Annotated in this window: 12 protein-coding genes and 1 riboswitch; of the genes, 1 reads left to right on the top strand and 11 read right to left on the bottom strand. The window is 75.7% G+C overall.

The window, feature by feature from the left end:
- Positions 1-52 precede the first annotated feature (52 nt).
- The 5 genes from FKN01_RS14025 to FKN01_RS14005 form a co-directional block, all read right to left on the bottom strand.
- Positions 53-1264, bottom strand: coding sequence for a PP2C family protein-serine/threonine phosphatase (locus FKN01_RS14025; protein ID WP_143620193.1), 1212 nt, complete (start codon positions 1262-1264; stop codon positions 53-55).
- A 167-nt stretch (positions 1265-1431) separates the two neighbouring features.
- Positions 1432-2178: a GNAT family N-acetyltransferase gene (locus FKN01_RS14020; protein ID WP_143620191.1), complete on the bottom strand. Its 747-nt coding sequence runs from the start codon at positions 2176-2178 to the stop codon at positions 1432-1434.
- Positions 2175-3092 carry an NADP-dependent oxidoreductase gene (locus FKN01_RS14015; RefSeq protein WP_143620190.1) on the bottom strand — a complete coding sequence of 306 codons (918 nt, stop codon included), beginning with the start codon at positions 3090-3092 and terminating at the stop codon, positions 2175-2177. Before FKN01_RS14015 ends, FKN01_RS14020 begins: the two co-directional genes overlap by 4 nt.
- 241 nt (positions 3093-3333) lie before the next feature.
- Entirely contained in the window at positions 3334-4239 is a 906-nt protein-coding gene (locus FKN01_RS14010) for an NAD(P)-dependent oxidoreductase (RefSeq protein WP_143620188.1), read from the bottom strand.
- 47 nt (positions 4240-4286) lie between these two features.
- Positions 4287-4877 (bottom strand): adenosylcobinamide amidohydrolase, encoded by a 591-nt coding sequence (locus tag FKN01_RS14005; protein ID WP_143620346.1) that lies wholly within the window; start codon positions 4875-4877, stop codon positions 4287-4289.
- A gap of 375 nt (positions 4878-5252) precedes the next feature.
- On the opposite strand from FKN01_RS14005, the gene FKN01_RS14000 reads away from it, so the two are divergent.
- Positions 5253-6263 (top strand): PRC and DUF2382 domain-containing protein, encoded by a 1011-nt coding sequence (locus tag FKN01_RS14000; RefSeq protein ID WP_143620186.1) that lies wholly within the window; start codon positions 5253-5255, stop codon positions 6261-6263.
- Positions 6264-6347: 84 nt separating this feature from the next.
- On the opposite strand, the gene FKN01_RS13995 is transcribed toward FKN01_RS14000, so the two are convergent.
- The 6 genes from FKN01_RS13995 to FKN01_RS13970 all read right to left on the bottom strand — a co-directional run bounded on the left by FKN01_RS13995 (position 6348) and on the right by FKN01_RS13970 (position 13086).
- Positions 6348-7127, bottom strand: coding sequence for an ABC transporter ATP-binding protein (locus FKN01_RS13995; RefSeq protein WP_143620184.1), 780 nt, complete (start codon positions 7125-7127; stop codon positions 6348-6350).
- Entirely contained in the window at positions 7124-8212 is a 1089-nt protein-coding gene (locus FKN01_RS13990; RefSeq protein ID WP_143620182.1) for an iron ABC transporter permease, read from the bottom strand. The genes FKN01_RS13995 and FKN01_RS13990 overlap by 4 nt, the downstream gene beginning before the upstream one ends.
- Positions 8209-9249 carry an ABC transporter substrate-binding protein gene (locus FKN01_RS13985; protein WP_143620180.1) on the bottom strand — a complete coding sequence of 347 codons (1041 nt, stop codon included), beginning with the start codon at positions 9247-9249 and terminating at the stop codon, positions 8209-8211. Before FKN01_RS13985 ends, FKN01_RS13990 begins: the two co-directional genes overlap by 4 nt.
- A gap of 61 nt (positions 9250-9310) precedes the next feature.
- Positions 9311-9497: riboswitch (cobalamin riboswitch) on the bottom strand.
- A 36-nt stretch (positions 9498-9533) separates the two neighbouring features.
- On the bottom strand, positions 9534-10757 hold the full coding sequence (locus FKN01_RS13980) for a beta-ketoacyl synthase (protein WP_143620178.1): 1224 nt from the start codon (positions 10755-10757) through the stop codon (positions 9534-9536).
- Entirely contained in the window at positions 10754-10996 is a 243-nt protein-coding gene (locus FKN01_RS13975) for an acyl carrier protein (protein WP_143620176.1), read from the bottom strand. The genes FKN01_RS13980 and FKN01_RS13975 overlap by 4 nt, the downstream gene beginning before the upstream one ends.
- A gap of 242 nt (positions 10997-11238) precedes the next feature.
- Positions 11239-13086, bottom strand: a complete 1848-nt coding sequence (locus tag FKN01_RS13970; RefSeq protein ID WP_143620174.1) for an acyl-CoA dehydrogenase — start codon at positions 13084-13086, stop codon at positions 11239-11241.
- Between the last annotated feature and the right edge of the window lie 41 nt (positions 13087-13127).

Genomic DNA, 13127 nt, shown 5'->3' with positions numbered 1-13127 from the left:
AAAATGTCCCGGCGCGACAGAAGTCGCACCGGGACAGTCGTACACGTGTACGTCAGCGCCCGCTGAGCACCTCGGCGGCCAGTGCCGCCTCGCGCCCCGCCGGTACGGGCGGGGCAGGCTCGGCGGACGAGGAGCGGCGCAGGGCGAGCACGGCGACGTCGTCGCGCCGCACGCCGTCGGAGAACGCCTCCAGGTCGTGTTCGAGCGCGTCGAGCACTCCCTGGGGGCTCCGGCGCGCCCAGCGGCTCAGCCGGGCGTCGAGCGGGTAGAAGTGCCCGTCGGCGTCGCGGGCCTCGGTGACCCCGTCGGTGAACAACAGGAGCGTCGCGCCGGGCGGGAAGTCGAGCCGTTCCGCGGTGCGGCCCTCCCCGCTGAGTTCCGCCAGGCCCAGCGGCAGGGAGGTGCGGCGCAGCGGCACGGGGACGGCGACCCCGTCGTGCAGCAGCCGGGGCAGCAGATGGCCGCAGTTCACGGCGCGGGCCCGGCCGTCCTCGTCGAAGCCGAGGACGAGCGCGGTCACAAAGCGTTCCGTGTCACCGGTCTGGGCGGCGAAGGCGTTCTGCCGGACGACCGCGTCCTCCAGCCGGTCCACGACAGCGGTGAGGGAGGGTTCGCGGATGGCCGCCTCCCGGAACGCGCCGAGGACGGCGAAGCCCACGCCGATGGCGGGGAGCCCCTTGCCCTGCACGTCGCCGATGATCACGCGGGTGCCGTACGGCGACTGGACGACCTCGTAGATGTCGCCGCCGACCAGGCGGTCCTCCTCGATCGGCGTGTAGGTGCCGTGGGCGGTGATCTGGTCGGTGGGGATCGGCAGGGGGCGCAGGATCTGGCGTTGGAGGGCGACGGCGGCGGAGCGCAGCCTGGCGATCTCGGTGGCGTGCCGGATGCGCAGGGCGCAGGCGGCGACGCTGAGCAGGCAGGCGAAGAGGGTGAAGACGATGCTGCTGACCACGTCCCACGTGGTTCCGCCGGTGGCCGCACGCGTGACGACGGCCGCCCCGGTGACCCAGGCGCCGGCGACCGCGGTCTGGCCGACCGTCCCGAAGACCGAGACGAGGGCCGGCGCGACCACGAGGAGCGGCACCAGGCGCAGGTCGTTGCCGGCGAGGACGTCGAGGCTGACGATCACGGCGGTCAGCAGGGCCAGGCCACCGGACAGCACCCCGTTCCCGATGCGTGGAGCGCGTGCCGCCGCCTCCCCCGCGTCGGTGCCGGGGAGCGCCACGCGGGGCGCCGGCCGGCTCAGGAGTCCGAAGGTCACGGCCCTCTCCTTCCGGGATCGGCCGGCGCCCGGCGCGCCGGCGCTCTCTTCCATTCGACCCGGCGGCGGGAGGGAGCACACGAGGCTTACGGCCTGACGGGCCCGGCCGAAGGTCCCGGAAGGCGTCCGGGGCGGGCGCCTCCCGGTCCGGAGGCACCCGCCGCGGCTCAGCGCGCGGCCGGTACGCCGGCGGGCGGACCGGGCGCGGGGACCGCCGGCCCGGCCGGCACGAGAGCGGCCAGGAACTCGACCCGCCGGCGGAGCTCGAAGCCCAGCGCCTCGTAGAGCCGGACGGCCCCGGTGTTGGCGGCGGCCGCGTGCAGGAACGGGATCTCGCCGCGCCGGCGGATCTCGTGGGCGACGGCGCGCACGAGTCCGCCGCCGAGCCCCTGACCGCGTACCGACTCGTCGGTGCAGACGGCGCTGATCTCGCTCCAGCCCGGCGGCCGCATGCGCTCACCGGCCATGGCGACGAGCACGCCGTCCCGGCGCACCCCCAGATAGGTGCCGAGCTCGACGGTCCGGGGCTCGAAGGGGCCGGGCCGGGTGCGGGCGACCAGTTCGAGCATCTCCGGTACGTCGGCGGGGCCCAGCCGGACCGCTTCGGGCAGGGGCTCCGCGGCCACGCCCGCGTCCACCAGCTGGACGCCGTCGGCGTGGAAGGTGATCTCCCAGTCGGCGGGCGGGGGCTCCCGGAACGCGGTGATCGTGACGCCCGCGCCCGGCCCGGTGAGCGCCGCCACGTCGGCCCAGTCGGCGGGCCCGGGGTCCGGCGGGAGCGCGACCCAGGGGGCGACCTCGGAGGGGTAGCGCAGCACGCGGCCCCGGCGCTCGGCGAAACGGGCGTGCGGCCCGCGCAGCGCGGCGCCCACCGGGTCGTCCAGGGGGTGGCCCGGGTCCGGGTGCGCGCTCACGCGGTCACCTCGATCACGGTCTTGCCCAGGGCGTGGCCGTCCTCCACCGCGCGCAGCGCCTCGGCCGCCCGGTCGAGGGGCAGCGTCCGGGTCACATGGGTGCGCAGGACCCCTTCGACGGCCAGCCGCGCCACCTCGTCGAGGACGGCGGCGGTACGCGCCCGCCGGACGGGTTCTCCGCCGAGCTCGGCCACCAGGGGCTTGCCGCCCGCGCTGATCAGCGCGGCCGGGCCGACCAGGCCGGCCGCCTCGCGCAGGGTGTCGCCGCCGACCAGGTCGAAGACCGCGTCCACGCCCTCGGGGGCGGCCGCCCGCACCCGGTCGGCGAGGCCGGCGCCGGACGGCACGTGCTCGGCGCCCAGGGACTCCACGAAGTCCTTCTTGGCCGCGCTCGCCACGCCGAGGACCCGGAGGCCCGCGTGGCGCGCGAGCTGGACGGCGGCGCTGCCCACGCCGCCGCCGGCCCCGGTGACCAGGAGCGTGGCGCCGGGGGCGAGGGCGAGCTGGCGCAGCCCGTCGTAGGCGGTGGCGGCGGCGACGGGCAGGACCGCCGCGTCGGCGAAGGACAGGCCGGCCGGTTTGCGGGCGGTGACCGCGACGGGCATGAGCGTGTACTCGGCGTACCCGCCGGTCAGCGGGTTGCCGAACACCTCGTCGCCGGGTGCGAAGCCCTCCACTCCGGGGCCGGTCTCCACGACGGTGCCGGCGGCCTCGCTGCCGAAGACGGTCGGGAACGGCAGCGGCTCGCTGCCGGGCCTCGCGTAGCCGGCGCGCAGCTTCCAGTCGACCGGGTTGACACCTGCCGCGCGGACGGCGACGAGCAGTTCGCCGGGGCCGGGTTTCGGCCGTTCCAGATCGGCGAAGACCTCCACCTCCGGTCCGCCGTTGCGGGTGAACACGTACGCCTTCGGCATGAGCTCCTTCTCCCCTGATTCCGTGCGCCGGCGCCCGCCGGCGGGCGCCACAGCTGCGGCAAGGACGAGTGGCGCGCGGGTATTCCCGTACCGTCGATTTCGACTCAATCACGGCCCGGCGGCAGCCGGCCGGCCCCTGCCACGGGCCGTCCTGTGGCACGCTGAAGGCGGCCGTCCCACCGGGCTCCCCCGTACCGGTGGGGCGGTCGTCCGTCGTTACGGGGCCGGTGCCCCGGTCCGGTCAGCCGCCGTCGCGCCCGGGGGCCCGGCCCGCGTAGTAGGTGGCGATCATGTCCTCGTCGCCGTGTCCGGCGGCCTCCGCGCGCTCGAAGCGGGCGGCCGAGGCGGCGGCCAGGTCCAGCCGGACACCGGCCTGTGCCGCCGCGTCGAGGATGAGGCGGGTGTCCTTGAGCGCGGTGGACAGGGCGAAGCTCGGCGTGAGGTCGCCGTCCAGCACGGCCGCGGACTTGGCCTGGAGGTAGCCCGAGTCGAGCGGTCCGCCCTCGACGAGTCCGAGGAACGTACGCGGGTCGACGCCCAGCCCCTCGGCGAGGTTCAGGCACTCCGCGACTCCGCCGACCATGTTGACCACCCAGGCGTTGACCACGAGCTTCAGCCGGGACGCCGCTCCCGGCTCCGCACCGGCCCACACCGTGCGCCGCCCGATCGCGTCCAGCACCGGTGCGACCGCCTCGCGGGCCGCCTCCGGGCCGGAGACGAGGACGGTCAGCGCGCCCTGCTCGGCGGGCTGCCGGGTGCCGACGACGGGGGCGTCGAGGTGGATCAGCCCGAGGTCGGCGGCGCGCTGGGCCAGCTCGACGGCGCCGTCCGGGCCGACCGTGGAGGTCTGGAGCAGCACCTGGCCCCGGTGCAGCCCCTCGGAGGCGGCGGTGAGCGCGGCGGCGACGGCGGTCGTGTCGGTGAGCGCGGTGAGCACGACATGGGCGCCGCGCACGGCCTCGGCCGCCGTGCCGGTGACGGTGGCGCCGTCCGCGGCGAGCGGGGCGGCCTTGGCCTGCGTGCGGTTCCAGGCCCGGACCTCCAGGCCGGCGCGGAGCAGGCTGCGGGCCATGGCCGCGCCCATGATCCCGGTGCCGAGTACGGCGACGACCGGCTGCCGGGGTGCGGCGGGGACTGCTGAGGTCATGGGGTTCCCTTCGTCGGCCGGGCCCGGGGGCGCGGCGGATTCGCTTCTCAGGGGTGCCGCAGGGCGCCTTCCAGCACGGCGGCGTGTACGGCTCGGGCGAGTCGCGCGCCCCAGCGGGAGCGCGGCCCGGCGAACGGTTCGGCGGCGCCGGTCAGCGGCCCCGGTTCGGGCGCGGCGACGCAGACGGCGTCCGTGGGGGTGCCGGAGCAGTCGAGCCCGGCGTCCAGGAGCGCCTGCACCTTGGCCTCCGTGGCGGTGGCGACGGCGTTGACCAGGGCCGCGTCGGACAGGGGCACCGGGAACGTCACCACGATGTTGACGGTGCCGGGGCGCGGCGGTCCGCCGGTGCCCTCGTCCGGTGCGGCGGCCCAGCCGCGCACGCCCAGACCGCAGGTGGCGGTGGCGTGCACGTCCTCATCGCCGGCGGTGGTGTACGCGGTGACATCGGCGGCGGTCATGAGGCCGGCCCCGGGGCCGGCGAGGTCCGCTTCGGCGGCGATCTCGGCGAGGTGGCGGTCCGGGTCCGTGCGGGGGTAGCCGCCGGGCACCTGGGCGTTGAGGATCCACTCGCGCGGGCCGATGCCGCCGCCCAGGACGGCGCTGCTGCAGACCCGCCAGCCGGGGCCCAGCCGCCACAGGAGGTGGTGCAGCTCCGCGCCGTCCTCGCGCCGGGCGAGCAGTTCGCCCCGTTGCGCGGGGAGCGGGATGCGTACGGAACGGATGGGGCACCCCCGGGGTGGCGCGGCGGGACGCCGGTCGGCGCGGACCCGTTGATCATATGGGGCGGGGCCGGGGCGTCCGGGGACCGGCCCGTTCACCCGGATGGCCTAACGGGTGCGAGAGCCGCGCATCCGCGTCAGGCTGGGCATGCGCGGGTCCCAGGCGGATGCGGCGCGCCGCGCCCGGTGGCCGGGCGGTTGCAGCGTCCATCCGGGTGAGGCGCGATGGAATCCGGACGCGCCTTCTCTGCTGGACCCACCCACAGGACGCGCCCGGGCGAGGAGGATTCGGATATGGGAGCCGCTGACGGTTTCACGGATTCCGGAGAGCTCGACGGCCTGACGGTGTACGACACCGAGGGCGAGAAGATCGGCAACGTGGGCCGCGTGTATGTCGACGACAACACCGGCCGCCCGGACTGGATCACGGTGAAGACCGGCCTGTTCGGCATGAAGGAGAGTTTCGTGCCTCTCGCCGGAGCCCGTCGAGTGGGCTCCGACCTGCACATCTCCCACGGCAAGGACCAGGTCAAGGACGCTCCCCGGGTGGACGCGGACGCGCATCTGTCGGTGTCCGAGGAGGAGGAGCTGTACCGGCACTACGGCCTGACCAGGAACACCCGGGGCAACCTGGGCGGCGGTGCCGGGGCCGGCTCCCCGACCACCACGGGCACCGGCACCATGGGCTCGGGCGGCGCCGGCGCGGCGGCCGGAGCCGGGGCCGGAGCGGGTGCCGGGGCCATGGGCGCGGCCGGCACGGACCGGACCCAGGGGGCCGGCACCGGCAGGAACCGGGACACCGACTCGGGTACCGCGGCGGGCCGTCCGCTGGCCGGAGCCGGCGCGGGTGCCCAGCGGTCCGGGGCCGACCTGGGCGGCAAGGAGGAGATGATCCGCTCCGAGGAGCAGCTGCACATCGGCACCGAGGAGTACGAGAGCGGCAGGGCCCGCCTCCACAAGTACGTCGTCACCGAGAACGTCACGCGCAGCGTGCCCCTCTCGCACGAGGAGGTACGGGTGGTCCGTGAGCCGCTGCAGCCGGGCGACAGGACGGCCGCGCGTACGGGTGATCTGGCGGAGCAGGACGTGGAGGTCACCCTGCACGCGGAACGCGCCACGACGCGCAAGGAGACCGTCCCGGTCGAGCGCGTCCGGATGGAAACGGAGAGGGTGACGAGTCAGGAGGAGGTCTCCGCCGAACTGCGCAAGGAGCAGATCGACTACTCGGACGGCACCGCCAAGGGCCGCAAGGACATGGGCGGCAAGGACACCGGCGGCGACATGGGCCGAGGACGCCACCGCTGACGTCCGCCGGCATGCCGGCCGTACCGTACGACAGGAGAGGGCGGACCCGCCCGGCGGGTCCGCCCTCTCGTGCGCCCCGGCCCCTCAGGGCAGGAAGCGCACCGAGGGCCGCCCCCGGGGGCCGTCCGGTGTGACGATCGACCGCACCCGGTAGACGTCCGCGATGAGCTCCTCGGTGATCACCTGCTCCGGGGTCCCGCCCGCGACCGCCCGTCCGCCGCTGAGCACCACGATCCGGTCGCAGAACATGGCGGCCAGATTGAGGTCGTGCAGGGCTACGACGGCGGTCAGCGGGAGCGAGGCGACCAGGGAGAGCAGTTCCAGCTGGTGCTGGATGTCGAGGTGGTTGGTCGGTTCGTCCAGCAGGAGTTCGCGCGGTCGCTGGGCGAGCGCGCGGGCGATCTGGACGCGCTGGCGCTCCCCGCCGGACAGCGTGTGCCAGGACTGGCCGCGCCGGCCGGAGAGCCCGGTGCGTTCCAGCGCCTCGTCCACCGCCGCCGCGTCCTCGCCCGTCGGCGCGGACCAGGCCCGCCGGTGCGGGATGCGGCCCAGGCGTACGACGTCCAGGACGCTCAGCTCCTCCTGGGTGACGGCGTGCTGGTCGACGACCGCGACGCGCCGGGCGACGGCACGGCGGCCGACGGCCGTGAGGGGTTCGCCGTCCAGGGTGACGACGCCCGCGTGCGGGGCGAGGACCCCGGCGAGGATGCGCAGCAGCGTGGACTTGCCGGAGCCGTTGGGGCCGATCAGGCCGACGGTGGTGCCCGGCTCCGGGGCGAGCGTCACACCGTCCAGGAGGAGGCGGCCACCGGCCTCGCGGCTGACTCCTCCGGCCCGCAGGCCCTCCGCCGCCGTCCCGCTCACGCGGGCCGCCCGGTGCGGTAGAGGACGGCGATGAAGGCGGGCACGCCGATCAGGGCGGTGACGACGCCCACCGGGACCTCCTGCGGATCGAGGACGGTCCGGGCCAGTGTGTCGACCCAGACGAGGAAGACGGCTCCGGCCAGCGCGGTGACCGGCAGCAGCCTGCGATGGCCCGAGCCGGTGAGGGCCCGGGCCGCGTGCGGCAGGACCAGCCCCACGAAGCCGATGGCCCCGGCCGAGCTGACGAGCGCGGCGGTCAGCAGCGCGGTCGTGCACAGCAGGACGGTGCGGACGCGTGCGACGTTCACCCCGAGCGCGGCGGCCGCGTCCTGCCCGAAGGCGAAGGCGTCGAGCGTACGGGCGTGGCCCAGGCAGACCAGCAGGCTGCCGGCGAGGACGGCGGAGCAGATCCACACGTCCGTCCAGCCGACCCCGCCGAGCGAGCCCAGCAGCCAGAACAGCACGCCCCGGGTCTGCTCGGCGTCGGCGGCGGTCATGACGACGAACGAGGTCAGCGCCGAGAACAGCTGCATCGCGGCGACCCCGGACAGCACGACCCGGTCGGTGGAGCCGCCCAGGGTGTGGCTGAGCAGCATCACCAGCGCGAAGGAGCACAGCGCCCCGGCGAACGCCCCGGCCGGCAGCGACACCGCTCCCCCGCCGACGCCGAGCACGACGACCAGGACCGCGCCGGTGGACGCGCCGGAGGAGACGCCGAGGACGAACGGGTCGGCCAGCGGATTGCGCAGCAGGGACTGCATGACGGTCCCGCACACCGCGAGGCCCGCCCCGCAGACGGCGGCGAGCAGGGTGCGCGGCATGCGCAGGTTCCAGATGATGCCGTCGCGGACGGGGCTGAGCCGGGTGTCGCCGATGCCGAGGTGGGCGGCGACGGCGGACCAGACGTCCACGACGGAGATCCGGGCCGGTCCGATGGTGACGGCGACCGCGACCGACAGCACGAGCAGCAGCAGGCCGCCGGTCCACAGGAGGCCGCCGCGCAGGCGGCGCGGGCGGGGGCGGGCGGGAACGGCGGTTTCCGGCGCCTCTTCGCGCGGGGCGGCGAGCCGGTCGGCGGCCGTCACCCGGCGAGCCCGGACGCGCGCAGCCCGGCGGCCACCAGCTCCACGCCCTCGACCGTACGGATGGTCGGGTTCATGGCCTGGCCGCTGAGCCAGACGTAACGCTTGTGGCGTACGGCGTCCATCTTCTTCGTCACCGGGTTGGACTCCAGGAAGGCGATCTTCCCGGCGGCGCTCTCGGCGGTCTGCGACTTGCGCGTCAGGTCCCCGATCACCAGCACGTCCGGGTCGCGGTCGGCGACGGTCTCCCAGTTGACCTGGGGCCACTCCTCGTGCGTGTCGTCGAAGACGTTCCTCAGGCCGAGCTGCCGGGTGATGATGCCCGGCGCCCCGCAGCAGCCCGCCAGGTACGGGGACTCGGAGTTGGCGAACCAGTACAGGACGGAGATGCCGGAGCCGTCGATGCCGTCGGCGGCCTTCCGGATGCGGGCGCGCAGCCGCTCGACCAGCTTCTCGCCGCGCTCGGGCACACCGAACACCCGGGCCAGGTCGCGCACTTCGGCGTAGACGCTGTCCATGGTGAGGGCGCCGGTGCGGACGCCGTCGCCGTCCCTGGTGTTGTCCTTGGCCGTGCAGTCGGCGGGCGATACGTAGGTGGGGACGCCCAGCTTCTCGAACTGTTCGCGCGGGGCGACACCGCCCTTGGCGAGGGTCGACTCGAAGTCGGCGGCGACGAAGTCGGGCTCCTGGTCGAGGACCTTCTCGGAGGAGGGCCGGTTGTCGGCGATCCGCTTCACGCCCGCGTTGGCCTTCTCCAGTCCCTTCATGACCGGGTCGGTCCAGGTGGCGGTGGCGGCGATCCGGTCGGCGAGGCCCAGCGAGAGGAGGATCTCCGTCGTGCCCTGGTCGACGGAGACCGCGCGCCGGGGGGCGGCGTCCACGGTGACGGTGCGCCCGCAGTTCTCGAGGGTGACCGGGTAGCCGTCCGCCCCGCCCGGTGCGCCGGCCTTCGCGGAGGGAGACCCCCCACAGGCCGTCAGCGACAGCAGCGCGGCGGTGAGCAGGGCGGCGGAACGGGCGGAGCCGGATATCGGCGGCACGGGGTACCTCGGCGTCTCTGGGCCCATGCGCGGGGCCCCCTGTACGGAATCCGCCGCCCGGTCCCGGACGGCGGTCGCCAGCAGGTCTTCGGACTCGGGTTCGCTCGGACGGGACGCCTTCCCGGGAGACGGTGCTCTCCCAGTGGCCGTGGCCCCGCCCGTCCCCCTCACCGCTGCGCGTCAGTTCCGGATTCGCACCGGATTCCCTGACCCCTACGTGGAGTTCGACTGGCTCCGGGGACGCTACCACGGAGGTCCGCGCGGTACGGCGCGGCCCCCGTGGATCACGCGCGCTGCAGGGCCACCACCGCGTTGTGCCCGCCGAAGCCGAAGGAGTGGCTGACGGCCCGGCGTACCGGCCGCACCAGCGGCACCTTGGTGACGCAGTCGATGTCGAATCCGGGTGCGGGGGCGTCCAGGTTGGCGACCGGCGGGACGACCCCGCGCTGGAGGGTGAGGATCGTCAGCCCCGCCTCGATCGCCCCGGCCGCGCCCATGCAGTGCCCGAGCACGCCCTTGGGGGCGGTGACGGGGGGCCGGTGCGGGTACACCCGGCTGATCAGCGCGGCCTCGGCGGCGTCGTTGCGTACGGTCGCGGTGCCGTGCGCGTTGACGTGCTCCACCTCGTCGGCCCGCCAGCCCGCGTCGCGCAGGGCGGCCTCGACGGCGGCCCGGGCGACCCGCCCGTCGGGGTGCGGGCTGGTGGGGTGGTGGGCGTCCGTGGTGGCGCCGGTGCCGGCGAGCAGGGCCCGGGGTTCCGCACCCCTGGCCTCCGCGTCGGCGGCGCGTTCCAGCACCATGACGGCCGCCCCCTCGCCCATGACGAGCCCGGCGCGGTCGGCGGCGAAGGGCCGGCTGAGCCGGGACAGGTCGCCGTCCGCGCGGGCGGCGGCCCCGGACCGGGCGAAGCCGGTCATGGCCACGGGGAAGAGGGTCGACTCGGTGGCCCCCGCGATGGCCACGTCGCACTGCCCGGTCGCCAGCAGGTCGCGGGCGACGGACAGCGCGGTGACGCCGGACGAACAGGCCGTGCAGGGGGCCATGCTGGGGCCGGTGGCCCGCATCTCGATCGCGATCTCGGCGGCGGGCATGTTGGGGATGGTCAGCAGGACCCCGGCCGGTGAGGTCGCCTCCGGGCCCCGCCGCTCCAGGACCAGTGCCTGGTCGGTGAGGTGCGCGGAGCCCCCGCTGCTGGTGCCGACGACGACCGCGACCCGGCTCCCGTCCCAGCCGGCCGGGTCGAGCCCGGCGTCGGCGACGGCCTCCCGGGCGGCCAGCACCGCGAACTTGACGTACCGGCCCATCCGAAAGGCCGTGCGGCGGCCGATCTCGGCGTCCAGATCGATGCCGTCGACCACGCAGGCGAAGTCGATCGCGCACCCGGCGAGCGCGGGGACGGGGCGGGCCGGGCTCACCGCGGCGCACACCCCGTCCCAGGTGGACTCGGTGTCGTTGCCGACCGGGGTGATCATGCCGAGCCCGGTGACGGCGATGGCCGGTGTCCTCATCGGGCGGCGCCCGCCGCCGCGTGGAGGTGCGCCGTGAGTTCGGCGAGGGTGGTGCCCCGGGTCAGGGTGCCGGTGTCCAGCTCGACCCCGGTGGTCTCCCGCAGCACGACGGCGAACTCCGCGGCCGCGAGGGAGTCCATGTCCAGGCTGTCCATCGTGGATTCCGGAAGGATCTCGGCCACGGGCACCCTGAAGGTACGGCTGAGTACATCGGTGATGTGGGGGTGGATCGTGCTCATGGTCTTCCTTTCCTCGTGCCCATCCGGTGGGATGTCCGGCGCCGGCGCGCACGGCCCCGACGCCGGAACAACTGAGCAGCGTCGATCCGGTTACGCCTTGCGGCGAACCGATTCGCCAGGGCCCGGCCGGGACGCCTCGCACCACCGCGCGAACAGGGCGACGGCCGTCCAGTAGGCGAGGAGGACGGCCCCTGCCCCGAACCCCCGCACGGCCCGCGCCGCCCGGCGCGTCCGCGTGCTCCTCATCGCCCCGCCTCCGCCGCGTGCCAGTGGGCCTCCGGGTCGTCGTACGCGTCGGCGTAACCGGCGCCCGTGATCGGCCAGTCGGCGAGCAGTTCGCCGGGGAGGGCGAAGGAGTCGGCGAGCCCCGGGAGGTGGGGGGCCACCGCGCCGATGAGCCCTTCGGTGTGGTCCGTCAGCGCCTCGGCCTGACCGGTGCTCAGGTGGCCGGCCGCGACGAGGTCCCCGCTGTCGCGGGCGATCCGGCCCAGGGCGAACAGCCGGGCCAGCTCGCCGAGCCGGTCCCGGTCCGCGCCGGGCGGCAGCGCCTCGACCGCCTCCGCGTACGCCTCGGCCGCCTGCCGGCAGGCGTGCGCCTCGACGCCGCGCAGCGCGGGTCCCGCCGCCGCGTTCCACCGGCCCAGCGGGTCGCCGTGCGCCGCCCGGGCCGCCCGGGCCCCGGCGCGCGCGAACCAGAGCTCCTCGGCGTGCCCCAGGAGCCGGACCAGGAACCGGAGGTCGGTGAGGTCGCCGTGGTCCGGGGCGGCCGGCTCGTACGGGGGGCGGTCGGCGAGCAGGGCGGCGGCGGCCCTGGCGTGGACGGCGAGGTTGTCGCCCTCGGCGGTGATGGCGCCCTCGACGCCGGTGACGAGCGCGGCCATCCCGTTGTTCTCCAGGAGGCCCTGGGCGCCGCAGCGTTCCCGGGACTCCACGATCACGGCCCTGGCCTGCCAGGTGATCCAGCCCTTGGCGATGTCCACCAGCCGCTCGGCCGCCACCCGCCCGGCCTCGGGCCCGGCCCCGGCCGCCTCCCAGCGGTCCAGGACGCGGCGGTGCAGCAGGCTCATGGCGAAGACCGTCGCCATCGCCTCGGCGAGCGGCCCGTGATGGGTGCGGTACGCGAGCACCGGCAGCCGCGCCCCGCGCCCGGCGGAGACGTGGCGGTGGCCGCCGTACCGCACCGCGACGGCCAGCGTGGCGCGCGCCGAGCCGACGGCGCTGGCGCTCATCGAGATCCTGCCGGTGACGACGCGGGCGATGGACGCGAGGAAGCGGCGCCTGCGGCCGTCGATGGCGCTGCGGAACTCCCCGTCGCCGTCGATCCACCCCTGCGGCCCCGTCAGCAGCGCCTCGCGCCCCACGAAGACGTGGTCGAACGAGGTCAGGCTGTGGTCGACGGGGCTGCCCATGCGGGCCGGCAGCCTGCGCACCCGTACGCCGGGCAGCGGCCCGGCGGCGTCGGTGAGGGGCACCAGCAGCAGGAAGACCCCCCGGTCCGCGCCGCCGGCCAGCAGCCGCGCGGCGACCAGCCCCGACTTGGGGCCGCCGGGCTGCCCGGTGTTGGGCATGAACTTCTGCGCCCCGCAGTGCGGGGTGTGCAGCACGAACCCGTCGCGTACGGGGTCGTAGGCGGCGGTCGTCTCGACGGCCGCGGCGTCGTTGCCGTGGGCCACCTCCGTGCACAGGAAGGTTCCGGTACGCCGCAGCGTCAGGAAGTCCGACAGGTCGCGCGGGCTGTCGGCGATGTGGTCGAGGAGGCTGCCGAGGAAGAGGTTGTAGTGGATGCCCGCGATGGTGGCGAGCGCCGGGTCGGCCGGGGCCAGCCACTCGTGCAGGGCCGCCAGCGCCCGGAAGTCGGAGGCCGGGCGGGCCGCACTGTCCAGGGCGTCGTTGAGGGTGCGCAGACGGGCGTACGCGCGGGCGAGCCGCTCGTCCGGGGTGCCGCCGGCCCCCGGCCCCGGGGGCAGCCGGAACGGTTCGGTGGCGACGAGCCGCCGCCAGAAGCCGTGCTCGCGGCGGGCGTCGGCGCCGAGGAGTACGGAGGTGAGCGGCCGGGCGAGGGGATCGGCGTCGGTGAGCGTGGTGGTCATACAAGGCTGAACGACCGGCGTACGGTCAGGACACCGGGATC

The organism is Streptomyces sp. 130 (genome assembly GCF_007096885.1).
GTDB lineage: Bacteria > Actinomycetota > Actinomycetes > Streptomycetales > Streptomycetaceae > Streptomyces.
Note: the sequence above shows the minus strand (reverse complement) of the source record. Positions and strands in the feature narration are given on the sequence as shown.